General features: G+C 67.3%; 15 protein-coding genes. 5 read left to right on the top strand and 10 right to left on the bottom strand.

The window, feature by feature from the left end; translation table 11 throughout:
* Window position 1: 1 nt before the first annotated feature.
* From CFB46_RS33130 to CFB46_RS33165, 8 genes are read right to left on the bottom strand one after another with little or no spacing between them, the layout of a single operon-like run.
* Window positions 2–877, bottom strand: a complete 876-nt coding sequence (locus CFB46_RS33130) for a hypothetical protein (protein WP_027786448.1) — start codon at window positions 875–877, stop codon at window positions 2–4.
* A 7-nt stretch (window positions 878–884) separates the two neighbouring features.
* On the bottom strand, window positions 885–1139 hold the full coding sequence (locus tag CFB46_RS33135; protein WP_006481176.1) for an acyl carrier protein: 255 nt from the start codon (window positions 1137–1139) through the stop codon (window positions 885–887).
* Window positions 1140–1197: 58 nt separating this feature from the next.
* Complete coding sequence (locus CFB46_RS33140; RefSeq protein ID WP_027786449.1) at window positions 1198–2295, bottom strand: hypothetical protein; 1098 nt, start codon at window positions 2293–2295, stop codon at window positions 1198–1200.
* 13 nt (window positions 2296–2308) lie between these two features.
* Window positions 2309–3637, bottom strand: coding sequence for a hypothetical protein (locus CFB46_RS33145; protein ID WP_027786450.1), 1329 nt, complete (start codon window positions 3635–3637; stop codon window positions 2309–2311).
* Window positions 3627–4370 carry an outer membrane lipoprotein-sorting protein gene (locus CFB46_RS33150; protein ID WP_027786451.1) on the bottom strand — a complete coding sequence of 248 codons (744 nt, stop codon included), beginning with the start codon at window positions 4368–4370 and terminating at the stop codon, window positions 3627–3629. The genes CFB46_RS33145 and CFB46_RS33150 overlap by 11 nt, the downstream gene beginning before the upstream one ends.
* Complete coding sequence (locus CFB46_RS33155; protein ID WP_027786452.1) at window positions 4367–5584, bottom strand: ABC transporter permease; 1218 nt, start codon at window positions 5582–5584, stop codon at window positions 4367–4369. Before CFB46_RS33155 ends, CFB46_RS33150 begins: the two co-directional genes overlap by 4 nt.
* Window positions 5556–6266 carry an ABC transporter ATP-binding protein gene (locus tag CFB46_RS33160; RefSeq protein WP_027786453.1) on the bottom strand — a complete coding sequence of 237 codons (711 nt, stop codon included), beginning with the start codon at window positions 6264–6266 and terminating at the stop codon, window positions 5556–5558. Before CFB46_RS33160 ends, CFB46_RS33155 begins: the two co-directional genes overlap by 29 nt.
* Window positions 6263–8038 carry a fatty acyl-AMP ligase gene (locus CFB46_RS33165; RefSeq protein WP_027786454.1) on the bottom strand — a complete coding sequence of 592 codons (1776 nt, stop codon included), beginning with the start codon at window positions 8036–8038 and terminating at the stop codon, window positions 6263–6265. The genes CFB46_RS33160 and CFB46_RS33165 overlap by 4 nt, the downstream gene beginning before the upstream one ends.
* Before the next feature lie 420 nt (window positions 8039–8458).
* On the opposite strand from CFB46_RS33165, the gene CFB46_RS33175 reads away from it, so the two are divergent.
* The 4 genes from CFB46_RS33175 to CFB46_RS33190 all read left to right on the top strand — a co-directional run bounded on the left by CFB46_RS33175 (window position 8459) and on the right by CFB46_RS33190 (window position 12894).
* Window positions 8459–9406, top strand: a complete 948-nt coding sequence (locus tag CFB46_RS33175; protein ID WP_027786455.1) for a fatty acid desaturase family protein — start codon at window positions 8459–8461, stop codon at window positions 9404–9406.
* 29 nt (window positions 9407–9435) lie between these two features.
* Window positions 9436–10296 carry a diiron oxygenase gene (locus CFB46_RS33180; RefSeq protein ID WP_089502478.1) on the top strand — a complete coding sequence of 287 codons (861 nt, stop codon included), beginning with the start codon at window positions 9436–9438 and terminating at the stop codon, window positions 10294–10296.
* A 620-nt stretch (window positions 10297–10916) separates the two neighbouring features.
* Window positions 10917–11909, top strand: a complete 993-nt coding sequence (locus CFB46_RS33185; protein ID WP_027786457.1) for a LysR substrate-binding domain-containing protein — start codon at window positions 10917–10919, stop codon at window positions 11907–11909.
* A 160-nt stretch (window positions 11910–12069) separates the two neighbouring features.
* A complete protein-coding gene (locus CFB46_RS33190) occupies window positions 12070–12894 on the top strand; it encodes an alpha/beta fold hydrolase (RefSeq protein WP_027786458.1) in 825 nt (274 codons plus the stop codon).
* A 55-nt stretch (window positions 12895–12949) separates the two neighbouring features.
* Here the strand turns inward: CFB46_RS33190 and proP are convergent, their stop codons facing one another.
* Window positions 12950–14419: a glycine betaine/L-proline transporter ProP gene (gene proP / locus CFB46_RS33195; RefSeq protein WP_027786459.1), complete on the bottom strand. Its 1470-nt coding sequence runs from the start codon at window positions 14417–14419 to the stop codon at window positions 12950–12952.
* A gap of 274 nt (window positions 14420–14693) precedes the next feature.
* Window positions 14694–15722 carry a DNA topoisomerase IB gene (locus CFB46_RS33200; RefSeq protein WP_027786460.1) on the bottom strand — a complete coding sequence of 343 codons (1029 nt, stop codon included), beginning with the start codon at window positions 15720–15722 and terminating at the stop codon, window positions 14694–14696.
* A gap of 376 nt (window positions 15723–16098) precedes the next feature.
* Here CFB46_RS33200 and CFB46_RS33205 point away from each other — a divergent pair, with 376 nt between their 5' ends.
* Entirely contained in the window at window positions 16099–17061 is a 963-nt protein-coding gene (locus CFB46_RS33205; protein WP_027786461.1) for an ABC transporter substrate-binding protein, read from the top strand.
* Window positions 17062–17089: the final 28 nt, after the last annotated feature.

The following is a 17089-nucleotide window of genomic DNA, read 5'->3' on the forward strand; positions in this document are numbered from 1 at the left end:
GTCACGCCTCGCCGTCGAGAGAGAACGTCGCGTCCGGCGCGAACGCGACGTCGGCGATCGCGTAATAGCCGTTCAGCGCGAGCGAGCAGACGGCCCCGCGGCGCGGCGTGTCGCCGTCGCGGTGCGCGAGCAGCACCGACAGCCACGGATCGCTGCCGAACGCATGACCGAACACGCCGTGACCGTCCGGCAGCAGCGGCGTCTTGCCGACCGACGCGAGCAGCGCGCGGCGCGACGTGGCCGGAAAGAACGGCAGCGCCGCGTGCAGCCCGGGGCGTGCCGTGCAGAACGTACGGATGTCGCGACCGAGCCGCACGACCGCGCTGGCCGGCGGCGCGGCATCCGCGATGACCGACTGCGCCGGTTCGCGGCCGACGTCGACGAGCAGCGTGCAGACGCCGAAGCCCGAGCGCCCCCATGCGGGATTGCCGTGCCAGTACGTATAGCCGTGCACGTCGATGTCGACGATCTGCAGCAGCAGCGTGCGCGGCCCGGTCTCGGCCGCGGTCGCGAGCGTGCGGCGCAGCACGTAGCCCCAGCCCGCGCATTCGTACGAGCACGTCATCCAGTCGGGCGTGTAGTCGTTCGCGCCGGCGAGTGCCTGCGCGAACACGCGATGCTGCGGCGAATCGTTCATCAGCAGCATCGACAGGATCGTCGAGCTGACCACGTAGTCGTCCGCGCCGATCGCGCCGCACAGCCGCTCGCGTTCGGCGCACGCCAGCGTGCCGATCGCGCGGGCCGTGTCGTCGAGCGGCGCGGCCACGCCGTCGCGCGACGGCGCGACGCGCCGGTACGCGAGCGCCTGCACGGTCAGCGCGGTCGCCGGGGCCGGCTGGACGACGGCGGCCGCCACGGGGGCAAGGGGCGCGAGCATCGTCGTATCAGGCCGCGTGCTGCTGGCTGCGCAGTTGCGCGTCGAGCTGCTGCAGCGTCGTGTATTGCGTGATGTTCAGCGCTTCCGGGTCGATCGAACCGTAAAGCTGTTCGCAGAACACGATCAGCTCGACGATGTTCAGCGAATCGATGCCGAGTTCGCCGATGCCGGCGTCCGTGTCGACGGTTTCGACGTTGAGGATCTTCGCGACTTCGCGTGACAGGATGTCGAGCGCGTCGGCCGGAACGTTCTGGGTCGTCATGAGGAGAGCTCCTGGAGTTGAGTTGGATTGATCGGGATCGATCGGCCTGTCGCGTGGGTCAACTGCCGGCTTCGCAGCGCAGGCTCTTGCGAAGCTCGTGATAACAACGGTACGAACTGCCTTCCATCTTCGAAAACGCGAGCAGGTCGCGCTGGTCGTCGAACAGCGGCACCTTGCCGTCGCGGACGAGCGCGCTCAGGAACTCGTTCGACAGCAGCTTGATCGCGAGCACGCGCTGCACCTTGCCGAAGCTGTAGTGCGCGTCGTCGGTCTGGCTGCACGCGGCGTCCGCGATGAAGCGGTGCACCGCGCGTGCGTCGGCGTCGAGCTCGACGCGGCCGGCTCGTTCGAGCCAGCCGACGTGCGCCATCAGCGCGCGGACGAAGTACGGCCGCACGACGGTCAGGTATTTGTTGAACACGGTCGGGCCGCCGATCCGCAGGCGATCCTCGGCGGCGACGCGCACCTGGCCGCCGACGTTCGCGAGCTGCAGGTTGCCCGCGAGGAACGGCGCGCCGCAGGTCGCGCGCTTGAGCTTCCGGTATTCGTCGGGCCACACGAGGTACGCGGCCGGGAACATCACGCCCGGCAAGCGCGCCGCGACGACGGCCATGCAGTCGCGGTGTGCCTCGATGCCCCACACCTTGTCGACGGTCAACGCGAGCCCGCCGTCGTCGCTGCGTACGACCGTGCGCCATGCGGCGAGCGACGGGCCGCCGCCGTCGCTCATCAGGAACGCGAAGTTGTGGCCGCTGTCGATGCACTCGCATGCGCGGCGGTTCTGGTCGTCCGAAAAGAACAGCCCGAACATGATGCGGATGAACGCGCGCATGAACGGCTTGAACAGGTGATGAAACCCTTCGCGGCCGATCTGTTCGAGCAGCGCTTCGGTGAGCGGCGCCTCGTCGTGCCGAAGCGGTGTCGATGCGGCCGCGTCGGGCAGCACGTCCGGTGTGGACGCGCGCAGCGCGATCACCATCTCGCTGTCGAGCAGCCGCACGGCGGCGGCTTCGACGAGCCGGGCCGCCGCGCGCGGCGGCGTGCCGATCGCGTCGAGGTGGCGCAGCACCGGATACGCGGCCTGGTCGGCCACGCGCAGCAGCAGCGGCGGCGAGGGCGGCGTGGCGGTCGAAGCGAGAACGGAAAGCGTGGACATGGCAGGGTTCCTGTCAGAAACGCACGCGCACGGCGGCGTCGATACGGGTGCCGAGACCGACCATCCGGTACTCGGACTGGCTGTCGGAGAAGGCGCGGGTGAGCGCGACGTCGACGCTCACGCGTTTGTTCACGTCGGCGACGATCTGCGCGATCGCGAGCAGGCCCTTGTCCTGCGGCGAATAGACGCCGCGCAACGAATATTCGACGCGGCCGATTTTCTTGCCGAGCCGCGCGAACAGGTAGTCGCGCAGGCTGCCGTCGGCGCTCACGAAAGCGGCCGTGCCTCCGAGGCCGGCCAGCGCGGCGCCGGGCGCGACGGGCAGCAGCGCGTTGTTCGCCTGCACCGCGCCGACCATCCGGCGCCACTGGCTGGCGTCGTAACGCGCTTCGTCGTGCGACCACTCGACGATCAGCGACAGATTGCCGGGCAGCGCGCTCTGCATGCCGACCGCGCTGCGCCACATGTATTGGCGATCGTTGCGGCGATCCACGGCGTCGTACGCGGCCGCCGAATCGAGCGACGTGCCGTTCGCGATGAAGGCCGGCAGCGGCCGTGTCGTGCCGCGCTCGAGCCACGCACTCGCATAGACGGTGTTCGAGCGCGCGACGTCGAACGACAGCGTCGCGCCGGCGCCGCCGCGGCCCGCGTGACGGCCGGCGAGCAGAGCGGCCGAGCCGCCCGACCAGTTGTATGCGCCGCGCACGAGCTGCGTCGCGCCTTCGACGTCGCGGTTGTCGACGTCGTTGCGCAGCGTGCGGTTCTCGCCGGCGATGAACTGCAGCGTGGTCTGCTCGCCGGCCCATTTCGCTTCGACGAGCGGCGTGCCCTCGACGTCGCCGTAGCGGTCGTAGATGTCGGCCGTCGCGGCCCGTTTCTGGAAGAAGCCGAGCGGGAAGAACGCCTGCGACGTATCGAGCGTATCGATTCGCTTGCCGGCCGTCAGCGTGATGCCGTTGTCGAACGCATAGCGCACGCCGGCTTCGTTGAAGCGGCTCGCCTGTGCGCCGAGCGAATGGTTGCTGGCGACGACGCGTGCATTCACGAACAGGTTCTCGCCGTCGATGCGCGCGAGCACGCCGGCTTCCTGCCGATCGCGCGGCGAGTCGCCGATCAGGCGGCCGAGCAGCGCGCGGCCGTCCATGCTGTCGACGGAGCGCGCGTAGCCGATACCGTTGAGCGTGCCGAGCTGGTCCATCAGCGATTCTCCATGCGCGAGCGTGCAGCCGAGCGCGAGCGGGACGGCGAGCGCGATACCCGGCCAGCCGCGGCTGGCCCGGCCGGACGACGAACGGAGGCGGTCACGACGAGCGTCGGCATCGGCGTCGTACTCACTGACCATCGGCGAGCGTGTCGGGGTTGAACCAGCCCGACGGAATCTTGTGCGGCTGGCCGTCGAGGATGTCGACGACGCTCGCACGCTGCTTCTCGACCTCGTTGCGATACGTGATCTTGCGAATCACCTTGCGGCCGTTCGCGTCGACCGGCGCGGAAAAATCGGCGCTGCGAAACAGCAGGCCGCTTGCCAGGAAGAACTGCGCGCGCACCGGCACGTCGGTATCGGGCGTGACCCACAGCTTGATCGTCGGGTAGACGTTGTCGGGGTCGGTCGCGGTCAGGTCGAGCTCGGTGGCCGGCTTGCCGGCGATCGGCGTCGTGCCCGGCGCGGCCGTCGCGCGATAGCTGTCCGCCCAGTGCGTGCGCGTGATGTCGCTGATCACGACTTCGCCTTGCAGCCGCTGCATCCCGTTGATGCGCACCGCGCTGCGCGTATTCGGCACGTAGAACCAGTGCCCGCGCGTGGTCGCGAGGTATTTCTGGCCGTCGTTCTCGCCGCTGCGCGTGAGCGCGAGCGTGTCGCCGTTGCCGCGCGTGTAGACGAGATAGCGGGTCGCGTCGCCGGATTGCCCGGCGACCTCGTTGGTGATCCGGATGTTCGTCTGTGTATCGGCTGCCGTGCTGCGGTAGGCGTCGGCACGGGCGAGCATGGTCTGGGCCGTCGGCACGTCGGCCGCGTGAGCGGCGAGCGGCGCGCACGCGACGAGCGCGGCGAACGTAACGCGAATGCGATTCATGGGGCGAGTCCTTCGAGGATGTTGCGTTTCGCGAGCCCGAGCGTCGCGAGCAGCGCCGCGGCCACGCCGAGCACGACGAACGCGGCTTCGACGGCGGCCACGGCGACGGGCGACACGGTGAATTCGAGCAGGATCGGTTTCACGCGGCCGGGCGGCGCGGGCAGGTGGATCTGCGCGTGATTGAGCGCGACCATCGTCAGCAGCGCGAGCGCGATGCCGGCGGCCGCACCGAGCAGGCCGAGCAGCGCGGTTTCCTGGATCAGCACGCCGCGCACCGTGGCGGCCGGCACGCCGAGCGCGCGCAGCGTCGAGATCTCGCGGCGCCGCTCGACGATGCTCATCAGGATCCAGTTGCTCATCGACAGCAGGATCGTCACGCAGAGGATCGCGCCGAATACCGAGAACTGGTTCTTGTACAGCGCGACGACCTGGTGATAGAGCGACACGAGCTGGTCCCAGGTCCGCACGTCGAGCGTCGGCAGCGCGGCGCGCAGCGTCGCGGCGGCGGCCGGCGCGTGCGCGGTATTCGACAGGAACACCGCGATGCGCGACGCGCGGTCGGTGCGCAGCAGCGCCTGTGCGGCCGTGAACGTCACGTTGACGATCCGTTCGTCGACGTCCTTGTTGCCGGTGCTCATCACGCCGACGATCTGCGCGTCGGTCGCGTTGATGCCGCCGTGCGCGGTCGACGCCATCAGTTGCACGACCGAGCCGACGTGCACGCCGAGCTTGCGCGCGAGTTCGGCGCCGACGACGACTTCGGTGCCCGCCTGCGTCGGCGACAGATAGCGGCCCGACAGCACCGTGTGATAGTCGAAGAAGCCGGGCGGCTCGCGGTTCGGCTCGATCCCTTCGCCGACGAAGCCGTAGCTCAGATCGCCGTTCGACACGAGCCCGTCGAAGTCGATGCCGCGCGCGGTCGTCGCGACGCCGGGCAGCGCGGCGATCGCGCGCGTCGCGGCAGCCTGCTCGTCGGCGGTCAGCCCATACTGCAGCGGCCGTTCGCCGATCAGGTCGAGATAGCCGTGGTGCAATACCTGCACATGACCGACGCCGCTGTCGATCGACCCTTCGCGCACCGCGTCGAACGTCGCGATCACGTAGCCGAGCGCGAGGCTCGACGCGAACGCGGCGACGCCGATCATCGCCATCGTCAGCACGGTGCGGCGCCGGTTGCGCCAGAGGTTACGCCACGCAAACGTCGACCAGTTCACGATTCACTCCCGGTACGCCGTCGCGCATCTCGATGCGACGCGGCAGGTGCGCGCACAGACGATCGTCGTGCGACGCAATCAAAAAGGCGGTGCCCAGCGTGCGGTTGGTGTCGAGGATCAGCTCGGCGACCGCCCGCGCGTTGGTGCTGTCGAGGCTCGCGGTCGGCTCGTCCGCGATCACGATCGCCGGCTCCTTGGCGAGCGCGCGGGCCAGCGCGACGCGCTGCTGTTCGCCGCCCGACAGCTCGCCGGGGCGGTGCCGTTCGCGCGCGGCGAGCCCCACCGCGTCGAGCATCGCGCGGGCGCGTTCGCGCCGCGTGCGCGGCGTGCCCCACGCGAAGCAGCCGAGCTCGACGTTCTCGAGCGCCGACATCACCGGAATCAGATTGAATTGCTGGAACACGAAGCCGATGCGTTCGCGGCGAATCCGTTCGAGCGTGTCCGGTGCGTCGTCGATACGGCGGCCTTCGAGCCAGCGTTCGCCGCTGCTCGGCACGTCGAGAAAGCCGGCGAGGTTGAGCAGCGTGCTTTTGCCGCTGCCCGACGGCCCGACGAGCGCGACGACGTCGCGCCGGCCGATCGAGATCGTCGCGCCGCGCACCGCGACGACGCGGCCCGCGCCCTCGTACACGCGTGTGACGTCGCGCAGCTCGAGCACGGGATCAAGCGACGCGGCCGTCATGCGAACGCTCCCTGGCCCGCTTCGACGGCGGCCGACGCGGGAATCACGGGCAACGCGCCGTTCGCATAGAGATCGCGGCACTTCAGGCGCTGCAGCTTGCCGCTCGTCGTGCGCGGCAGCGAGCCGGGTTCGACGAAACACAGATCCTGCGCGGCGAACCCGATGCGCGAGGCGAGCAGCTGCTGGCATTCGGACCGCGTTTGCGGCGTCGCGTCGACGGGCCGCGCCTCGATCGCGACGACCAGCCGCTCGGTGCCGGTTTCCGGATCGGGAAGACCGAACGCGATGCATGTGCTCTTGCGCAGCGCGCCGTGCGACGCGAGCGCTTCCTCGATCTCGTGCGGGAAATAGTTGCTGCCGCGAATGATGATCACTTCCTTCTTGCGGCCGAGGATATGCAGCTGGCCGTCCGCGACGTAGCCGATGTCGCCGGTGCGGAACCAGCCGTCGGCCGTCAGCGGCGCGGCGACCGTGCCGTCGTCGGGGTTCAGGTAGCCGAGCATCACCGACGTGCCGCGGATCGCGACTTCGCCGACCGCGCGGTTTGCCAGCGCGTGGTCGCCGTCGTCGAGGATGCGGAACGCCATCCCGTCGATCGGCGTGCCCATCGCGAGCACTGTTTCGGTATCCGTATCGGTTTCCGTATCGTGGCCTTCGTTCGCGGCGACGGGCCGCGCCTCGCGGCGCTCGATCAGCGCGCGCCGGTCGAGCGTGTCGGCGATCACGTACGGTGCGCCGTCGACCTTGCCTTCGTGCCATGCACGATGCATCGATACCGCGAGCGTCGATTCGGCCATCCCGTAGCACGGTTGCAGCGCCGACGCCGCCAGGCCGTACGGCGCGAACGTCGCGGCGAAATCGCGCAGCGTCGCGTCGTCGACGCGTTCGCCGCCGATGAAGATGTTGCGGCACGCGGACAGATCGACGCCGTCCATCGCGGCGGCATTGAAGCGGCGCACGCAATAGCGCAGCGCGAAGGTCGGCACCGACGTCGTCGTCGCGCGTGCCGATGCGATGCGCTTCAGCCAGCCGAGCGGATTCCGGATGAAGCTGTTCGGCTGCATCATCAGCAGCGGTGCGCGGTAGTGGAGGTTCGACAGCAGCGTGAGCAGCCCCATGTCGTGATAGAGCGGCAGCCACGACACGGTGCCGTCGCCGGCCGCGACATCGAAGCGCACCGATCCGCCGATGCCGAGCACGTTCGCGATCACGTTCTCGTGGCTGAGCACCGCGGCCTTCGGATGCGACGTCGAACCCGACGTGAGCTGGACATGATGCGGATCGCGGCCGCTCTTCGCGCTGATCAGCGCGCGCGCGCCGGCATCCGCGGCGCTCGACAGCGTCGCGAGATCGACGACGCGCGTGGCGCCCGCGGGAAACGCATCGTCGTGCCAGGCCGCGGCCTGCGCATCCGCGGCAACGACGATGCGCGGCCGGTACAACTCGCACGCGACGTCGATCACCTGCCGTCCGGCCGCCGCACGCCGTGCGGGAACGGGCACGGTACAGGGCAGCGCGCCCGTCATCACGCAGGCCATCATCGCGACCGCATGCTCGACCGACGCGGGCAGCGCGAGCATCACCAGATCGTTCTCGCGCACACCGAGCTCGCGCAGCGCGCCGGCCTGGCGAAACACCTCTTCCGCGAAGTGCCGGTACGTGATGCCCGCTTCGCGGCCCGCATCGTCGACGAACGTCATGCGATGCATGGCACCCGCGACGTCCTCGAGCGATTCGATCAGGCGATGAATGGTGGATGCGTACTTCGTCACGAGGATTCTCCCCTTGAGGAACACGGCCGCTCGCGCCACGGTGCCGGCGGCGCCGTTCGTCGAGTGAGGAGGATTCTTGCCGGATCGATCCGTTGCGACAAACGGAATCTATGCAGGCTATGCATGAGCGGAGCGCATCCACGAAGACCCGCGCAAATTCATTATTAGCGTGACGGGACGCTAGGTGACTGGTCGGTCTCATTCGACCGGTCGTCTAGTTCACGATGTGGTTCGCTCATGCGCAGGCGTCATGCAATGCGTTCGGAAAATTCGTTTGTCCGAAACATCGACTCACAGAAGAATTGCATCCCGGCAGCGCGCCAGCGTCGCCGCGTCATCGTGCCGGGCAGGGTCCGGCTCAAGGAGAGCGTCTTGTCCGTCACCTCATCGCTTGTCGCCCGCTCGAAACCGGTTGCAGACATGAAGAGCCGCCCGAGCGGCGTGGTCTTCTCGCTGAAGCTGGCGGTGTACGTCGCGCTCATCGCGCACGGGATGATGTTCGCGCTGTCGGCGCTCGTGATCCTGAAGGTCGTCGGCATCCTGCTGCTCGGCGCGATGTATGCGCACGGCGTCGAGCTGCAGCACCAGGCGCTGCATTACCAGGGGTTCCGCAGCAAGCGCCTGAACATGGTGTTCGGCGTGCTGCTCGGCATGCCGATGCTCGTGTCGTTCCACGCATACCAGGACAGCCACCTGCGCCATCACCGGCTGCTCGGCACGCCGGAGAACAAGGAGTTCTTCGACTACGGCGATCAGTACGGCGCGAGCCCCGTCGTCAATGTCGGGCTGTGGGCGTGGCGGCTGTCGATGGCCGCGCACTATATCCAGTTCGCGAAGAACGTCGTGAAGCTCGTCGTGCCGGGCGCGCGCTTCGGCGACAACGCGCTCGTGTCGCGCGCGATCCGCCGCGACTACCTGCTGATGGCCGCGGCGATCGCGCTGCTCGCCGCGCTGTCGTTCGCGCTGCACACCTGGTTCGCCGTCTGGGTGTGGGTCGTGCCGCTCGTATGCGTGGCGGCGCCCGTGCATGCGCTGGTCGAGATGCCCGAGCACTACCGCTGCGACCTGACGAGCACCGACCCGTTCCGCAACACGCGGACGATCGAGAGCAACGCATTCATGACATGGTTCACGAACGGCAACAACTATCACGTCGAGCATCACATGATGCCGAGCCTGCCGATCGAGCGGTTGCACGACCTGCATGGCGCGATCGCGCCGCGCATCCGCTATTACCACCGCACCTATCGGCAGTTCTACTACGCGTTGCTGCGCGGCCGGCTGTCGCCGCGCTCGGTGGAGGACGATCGGGACGATCGCGAGCCCGATGCCGAATCGGTCGCGCCGGCGTCCACGCAATCGGCATGACCACCGGCGCCGAATGCCTTGCGACGACGGTGACCGCGATGCTCTATCCCGAACTTTACAGGTCGCTCGAAGCTGTCCGCTGGGACATGGAGAAGGACATTCCGTGGGACAGGTTCGACGCTTCGTTGCTCACCGACGAGCAGGCGAAGACGATCAAGATGAACGCGATCACCGAATGGTCGGCGCTGCCCGCGACGGAAATGTTCCTGCGCGACAACCAGCACGACAGCGACTTTTCCGCGTTCATGAGCGTGTGGTTCTTCGAGGAGCAGAAGCATTCGCTCGTGCTGATGGAATACCTGCGCCGCTTCAAGCCGGAGATGGTGCCGACCGAAGAGGAGCTGCACGCGGTGCGCTTCCAGTTCGATCCGGCGCCGCCGCTCGAGACGCTGATGCTGCACTTCTGCGGCGAAATCCGCCTGAACCACTGGTACCGCTGCGCGGCCGACTGGCATACCGAGCCCGTCATCAAGCAGATCTACGAAACGATTTCGCGCGACGAGGCGCGTCATGGCGGCGCGTACCTGCGCTACATGAAGAAAGCGCTGAACAACTGCGGTGACGTCGCACGCGCCGCATTCGCGAAGATCGGCGTGCTGATGGCCTCGGCGCGCCGCACCGAGAAGCCGCTGCACCCGACCAACCTGCACGTGAACCAGGCGCTGTTCCCGCGCGACACGGTGCAGTCGCGCCTGCCGGATCCGGAATGGCTCGAGCGCTGGCTCGACGAGCAGATCCGGTTCGACGGCGAGTGGGAGAAGAAGGTCGTCGAGCGGATTCTGCACAACCTGTCGATCCTGTTCGAGCGCACGTTCGCGACCGCGCAGGAGCTGAACCGCTACCGCCGCGAAGTGACGCCGCGGACGAATGGCGCGGCGGACGGTCCGTAGCGATCGACACGTATTGCCGTCGCGCGTTTCGGGCCGGATTCCGGCCGACAGGCGAACCCGCTGCACGCTGACCGGCACTGCCGGCCGGCGGATTATTCATTTCCGGACATAATCCGTTCATCAATTACTCGAACCGCATGGCAAGAACGAATTTCATCCGTTTAGTATTTTTTAATAAACACGGAATTCCGGATTTAAATGGCATTTTGCGTGTATGTTGCAGACTGTTTGTGTTTCGCAATCCGGAAAATAAAATGAAAAAGTCGGCTGATTGAAATCGAATTGTAGGCCTCGGGCGCTGCCTCTGCCATGGCGGCGTAATCGTCGCAATGACGCCGAATTTGGCCCGTAATCGACTGTTTTTACGAGAATTTAACAACCATCCTGGTACGCTCGATTCGTTCGCATATTAATTTACAAAATCACTACTTGATAATGTTGGTGTAAGAATATCGACACGACGAAAATTGATAGATAAATACAAGTGTCACGATTGAAAATAAGAATGATATGCATCCATGCTTCAATATAAAATCGTTTCCGAATCCAAATGGGAGAAACGAATCAGGGGAGACGAAAGGCAACTTGCCTGTCGATGGGTGCAACTTTGAGGCGGCGGTATGGCTAATGTGAGATTGGCAAAGCGATTGAGAAGTTTGCCTTCGCTGGATTTCCTGAGAGGCTTCGAATGCGCGGCGCGCCATTTGAGCTTCACGCGTGCGGGGCAGGAGCTCAACGTCACGCAATCGGCCGTGAGTCGGCAGGTCAAGGCGCTCGAGGAGCAGCTTCGGATCGAGCTTTTTCATCGGCACATTCGTTCGCTGACGCTGACCGACAAGGGACGCGAGCTGTACGACGCGATTTCGTTCGCGTTGTCCGACCTGGAATCGGTGGTCGGCAAGCTGTCGTCGAGTGTCGGCCAGCGCGCCATTTCGTTGTCGACCACCGTTTCGTTCGCCGCGCTGTGGCTGATTCCGCGCCTCGGTTCGTTCCGCGCCAGCTATCCGGACATCGACGTGCGCGTGTCCGCAACGAGCGAAATTGAAGATCTTAAACGCAAACGTTTGCACCTGGCCGTGCGTTATGCCGGCCCGTATACGTCGACCGACGATACGGACGTGCTGTTTCGCGAGCGTGTCGTGGCGGTGTGCAGCCCGAGTTTGATGACGGCGGTGGGCGACGCCGCGTCGATGAAGCCGGCCGACCTCGACAAGCACGTGCTGCTGCATCTCGACGATCCGCGCGGCGAATGGCCCTGGCACGGGTGGAGCCATTTGCTGAAGGAGCTGGGCGTGCCGCGGCTGCGGCCGGCCGGCGCGCTGCACTTCAGCCAGTACGATCAACTGGTCCAGGCCGCGGTCGACGGGCACGGCATCGCGATCGGCAGGCGGCCGCTGGTCGACGGGCTGTTGAAGCAGGGGCGGCTCGTCGAGCTGTTCCCGCACTGCACCGTAGCATCGGGCAGCTACGTGCTCGTGCAGAACCCCGATGCGTGCAACGAATTCGACATCGCGGTGCTGACCAACTGGCTGCTCGAACAAGCGTGTCATCCGCTCGCGACGGAGCCGGACACGCCCGGCAGCAACGTGCTGCCGATGTATCGCGTCGGATGACGCGTCGGGTAACGCGGCGCGGCGAGAGCGTCATGCGCGCCGTCATGCGCGATACCTGCAACCTGTGCGATGATGCGCCGCTTCGCGTTCGTCGCAGAACGCCGCCGACCGCGGCACCCGTTTCCGGGTCACCGCCGAGTCCTGACATTCCGGAGACAGCATGCCCGCACACAGCATCCAAGGCAGTACCCTGCATTACCACGATCACGGCGCCGGTTTTCCGGTGCTGCTCGGGCACAGCTATCTGTGGGACGCGACGATGTGGGCGCCGCAGATCGACGCATTGTCGCGCCGGTATCGCGTGATCGTGCCGGACCTGTGGGGGCATGGCGAATCGGGCGTGCTGCCGGACGGCACGCACACGCTCGACGATCTCGCCGCGCATGCGAGCGCGCTGCTCGACGCGCTGGAAATCGAACGGTGCGCGATCGTCGGGCTCAGCGTCGGCGGCATGTGGGGCGCACGGCTCGCGCTGCGCGAGCCGCAGCGCGTGCGCTCGCTCGTGATCATGGACGCGTCGCTCGAGGCCGAACCCGATGCGACGCGCATGCGCTATTTCGCGATGCTCGATGCGATCGAGGCCGCGGGCCGCATCGCGCCGCCGCTGCTCGACGCGATCGTGCCGTTGTTCTTCCGGCCGGATGTCAATCTCGACGATCCGGTGCCGACGGCGTTTCGCCATGCGCTCGCGAACCTGCCCGCCGACCGGCTGCGGCAATCGATCGCGCCGCTCGGCCGGCTGATCTTCGGCCGCCCCGACACGCTGCCGGCACTGGCCGAACTCGATGCCGCACGCACATTGCTGATGTGCGGCGCGGGCGACATGGCGCGCCCGCCGTCGGAAACCGTGAAGACGGCGAGCGTGATCGGCTGCGAGCATGTGCTGGTGCCGGACGCAGGCCATATCTCGAACCTGGAAAATCCCGCGTTCGTCACGCGCACGCTGCTCGACTGGTTCGACACGCAGCAACTGCCGTCGAACTGACGGTCACGCGAACGGCGACACGCGCGCAGGCCGCGCGGCGCCGCATCGACCCGCGTCACGCACGCTCGCTGACCGGCGTGAACTCCCGGTCGCGCACACGCGCTCCGTCGGCACCGCCGCGCACGAGGCTCAGCGCTTCCGCGCGGCTCGCCACGCACGGCCCGGAGCCGGGCAGCGGCTGGCGCGCGGTCTCGCGCAGCGCAAGCACCGACACGATGCCGATGAACGACGCGCCCATCAGGTAGTACGCGGGCATCATCAGGTCGCCGGTGCGATCGACCAGCCATGCGGCGACGAGCGGCGTCGTGCCGCCGAACAGCGACACCGACACGTTGAAGCCGATCGCGAGCGCGCCGTAGCGGATGCGCGTAGGGAAGAGGGCAGGCAGCGCCGACGGCATCACGCCCGTGAACGTCGACAGCAGGATGCCGTAGATCAGCATCCCGCCGAAGATCGGCAGCATGCCGCCGGTGCGGATCAGCATCAGCGCCGGCACCGAGAGCGCGAGCAGGCCCACGCAGCCGGCCATCATCACCGGCTTGCGGCCGACCTTGTCCGACAGGTGCCCGGCGTACAGCGTCATCGGCATCATCAGCACCATCACGAGCAGCACCATGAAGAGCCCGTGCGATTCGCGAACGTGCAGCGTCGCCGACAGGTAGCTCGGCAGGTACGACAGCGCCATGTAGTCGGTCACGTTGAAGATCAGCACGAGGCCGACGCATTGCAGCAGCGGCCTCCACTGTTCGACGAGCAGCGTCGCGAAGCGCTGCTTCGGCCGCGCGCGTTCGTCCGCTTCGCGTGCTTCGGCCTCTTTCCTGAACGCCGGGGTTTCCTCGAGCTTGAGCCGCACGTAGAGGCCCACGAGGCCGAGCGGGCCGGCGATGAAGAACGGTACGCGCCAGCCCCACGACAACAGCGCGTCCTGCGACAGCGTGGCCGTCAACAGCGCGACCGTGGCCGCGCCGAGCGTATAGCCGATCAGCGTGCCGAACTCGAGGAAGCTGCCCATGAAGCCGCGGCGCTTGTCGGTCGAGAACTCGGCGATGAAGGTGGCGGCGCCGCCGTATTCGCCGCCGGTCGAGAAGCCCTGCACGAGGCGGGCGACGAGCAGCAACACGGGCGCCATGATGCCGATCGACGCATAGCTCGGGATCAGGCCGATCGCGAAGGTGCCGGCGGCCATCATGATCATCGTGGCGGCGAGCACGCGCTGGCGGCCGATACGGTCGCCGAGCGGGCCGAACACCATGCCGCCGAGCGGGCGCACGAGGAACGCGGCCGCGAACGTGCCGAAGGTGGCGAGCAACTGCGCGGACGGGCTGCTGGACGGGAAGAACACCTTGCCGAGCGTGACGGCGATATAGCTGTAGACGCCGAAGTCGAACCATTCCATCGCATTGCCGAACGCCATGGCGCCGACCGCGCGCTTGACGACGGCAGGGTCGACGATCGTGATGTCATCCAGCTTGACGGACTTGCGCGAAGACCGGGCTTTCGCGGGGTGCGCTTGCGACGGGCTCAATGAACTCTCCTGGAATTGCCTTGGCAGCCGGCCGGCGGGAATGAAGCGGGGGCGTGCGGACCGACGGACAGCGAAGGCGGATGTCTCGGGGGTGCCTCGATGCCGGTGGCGTGGCGCGCGCAGCGGACGACACCGGGCAGGTGTGTTGTGCGAACCAGTTTAGAGAAACGGGGGCGAGCGGCTATCGGTCATGCGCCTGGAAACCGGTGGTAAACGACACGCCGGGGAAGCGGCCCCGATTGCGCCCCGTCGGGCCGCGGCGCGGCGTGGACGCTCATCTCGCCATTCGCCGGCTCGCGGACACCAGCAACGCCACGAACGCCGCTTCGTCCGCACGCAGGCCGCGCGGCGTGCGTCGGACCGCCAGCGCGGCGAGCGTACCGGCCTCGAACGCGTCGAGCACCGCCGGATGGATGTAGCAGCGCCGGCACACGGCCGGCGTGTTGCGCAGCAGCTCGGCCACCGCGCGCACGGTCTCGACGATCTGCTTGCGGGCGTGCGTGACGCCGCGATGCTCCACGCGCCGCAACAACCCGAGCGCATGCACGCTGCCGGCCCAGGTCCGGTAATCCTTCGCGGTGAAATCGGCGCCGCCGGCCTCGCGCAGGTAGTCGTTCACGTCGGACGACCCGACCGGATGGCGTGCGCCGTCGTCGTCCACATACTGGAACAGCTCGTGACCGGGCAGTTCCGCGCACCGTCGCACGATGCGCGCGACCCGCGCATCGTCGACCGTCACGTCGTGCTCGATCCCGCTCTTGCCGGCGAAGCGCAGCCGCACCTGGCCGGGCTGGATCTTCAGATGGCGCTTGCGCAGCGTCGTCAGCCCGTACGAGCCGTTTTCGCGCGCATATTCGGCGTTGCCGATCCGCGCGAGCGTCGTGTCGAGCAAGCGGACGATGGTTGCCACGACCTTGTCGCGCGGCATGCCCGGCAACGCCAGATCGCGGGTGACGCGCGCGCGGATGCGCGGCAGCGCCCGCGCGAACGCGGCCATCCGCGCGTACTTGTTCGCATCGCGGGTCGCGCGCCACTGCGGGTGATAGCGATACTGCTTGCGGCCGCGCGCATCGCGGCCCGTTGCCTGAAGATGACCGCGCGGGTCCATGCAGATCCAGACGTCGGTGTACGCGGGCGGAATCGCAAGCGCGTCGATGCGGGCGATTTCGTCGGCATCGCGAACCCGCGCACCGTCCGGCCCGTAATACGCGAAGCCGTTGCGCAGCCGCCGGCGCGTATAGCCCGGGCGACGGTCGTCGACATGGCGCAGCGGCCCGGCGGCGCCCGAAGCGGGCTGCTTCATGTCGGAAGGCGCCGGCCGGCGGCGACGTCGGCGCGCGGCGACCCACGTTCACGGGCAGCGATCATGTTTGTCTCCTTTGGGTTCGCGTGAAGGGCGGCCGCCCGGCATGGGGTGCGAACCGCCATTGCGACGGAGCAAGAACCGTGCGCCGCCTCCGCGCGGGCGATTCCGTGGTTAGGTGTTTATACGTATGCCGATTCCGGTATCGCCTCAATCCAATATTTCATTGGAAGGTTATCGGACTTGTTCCTAGACTGATGCGGGGCATGTATGCCGCGCCGACCGGACATGCCGGCCGGCGCAGCCCGATCCGCGCCAGCGCCACGCAGAAACACAACAGCGCCGCGGCACACAACGACATCATCGGAGACGGACCATGACATTCATCAGGAAGCTGGCGGCCACCGCGATCGTCGCGGCGACGGCGGTGTTGGCCACCGGCGCGCACGCGCAGCAAAAGCCGATCACGCTCGGGTTCTCGCAGGTCGGTGCGGAAAGCGCATGGCGCACCGCGAACACCGTATCGGTGAAGGGCGCGGCGAAGGACGCCGGCATCAACCTGAAGTTTTCCGACGCGCAGCAGAAGCAGGAGAACCAGATTCGCGCGATCCGCTCGTTCATCGCGCAGAAGGTCGACGTGATCGCGTTCTCGCCGGTCGTGGAATCGGGCTGGGAGCCCGTGCTGACCGAAGCGAAGGCCGCGCATATCCCGGTGATCCTGACCGACCGCGCGGTCGACGTGAAGGATCCGTCGCTGTTCGTGACGATGATCGGCTCCGACTTCCTCGAGGAAGGGCGGCGCGCCGGCCACTGGATGGAAGAGCATTACAAGAACGACCCGGGTCCGATCAACATCGTCGAGCTGCAGGGCACGGTCGGCTCCGCGCCGGCCAACGACCGCCGCGCGGGCCTGCTCGAAGTGATCAAGAACAATCCGAAATTCAAGGTGATCGCGTCGCAGAGCGGCGACTTCACGCTCGCCGGCGGCAAGCAGGTGATGGAAGCGTTCGCGAAGACCTACGGCAAGCAGATCAACGTCGTCTACGCGCACAACGACGACATGGCGCTCGGCGCGATCCAGGCGATGGAAGAGGCCGGAATCAAGCCCGGCAAGGACGTGAGCGTCGTGTCGTTCGACGCGACCAAGGGCGGCTTCCAGGCGATGATCGCGGGCAAGATCAACGTCGACGTCGAATGCAGCCCGCTGCTCGGCCCGCAACTGATGAGCGCGGTGAAGGACGTCGTCGCCGGCAAGCCGCTGCCCAAGCGCATCGTGACCAACGAAACGGTGTTCCCGATGAACGTCGCGGCGCAGGTGCTGCCGACCCGGAAGTACTGACCTGTCCGCACGGGCGGCGGCCTGCCGG

The sequence above is a fragment of the Burkholderia sp. HI2761 genome, from assembly GCF_002223355.1.
Lineage (GTDB): Bacteria > Pseudomonadota > Gammaproteobacteria > Burkholderiales > Burkholderiaceae > Burkholderia.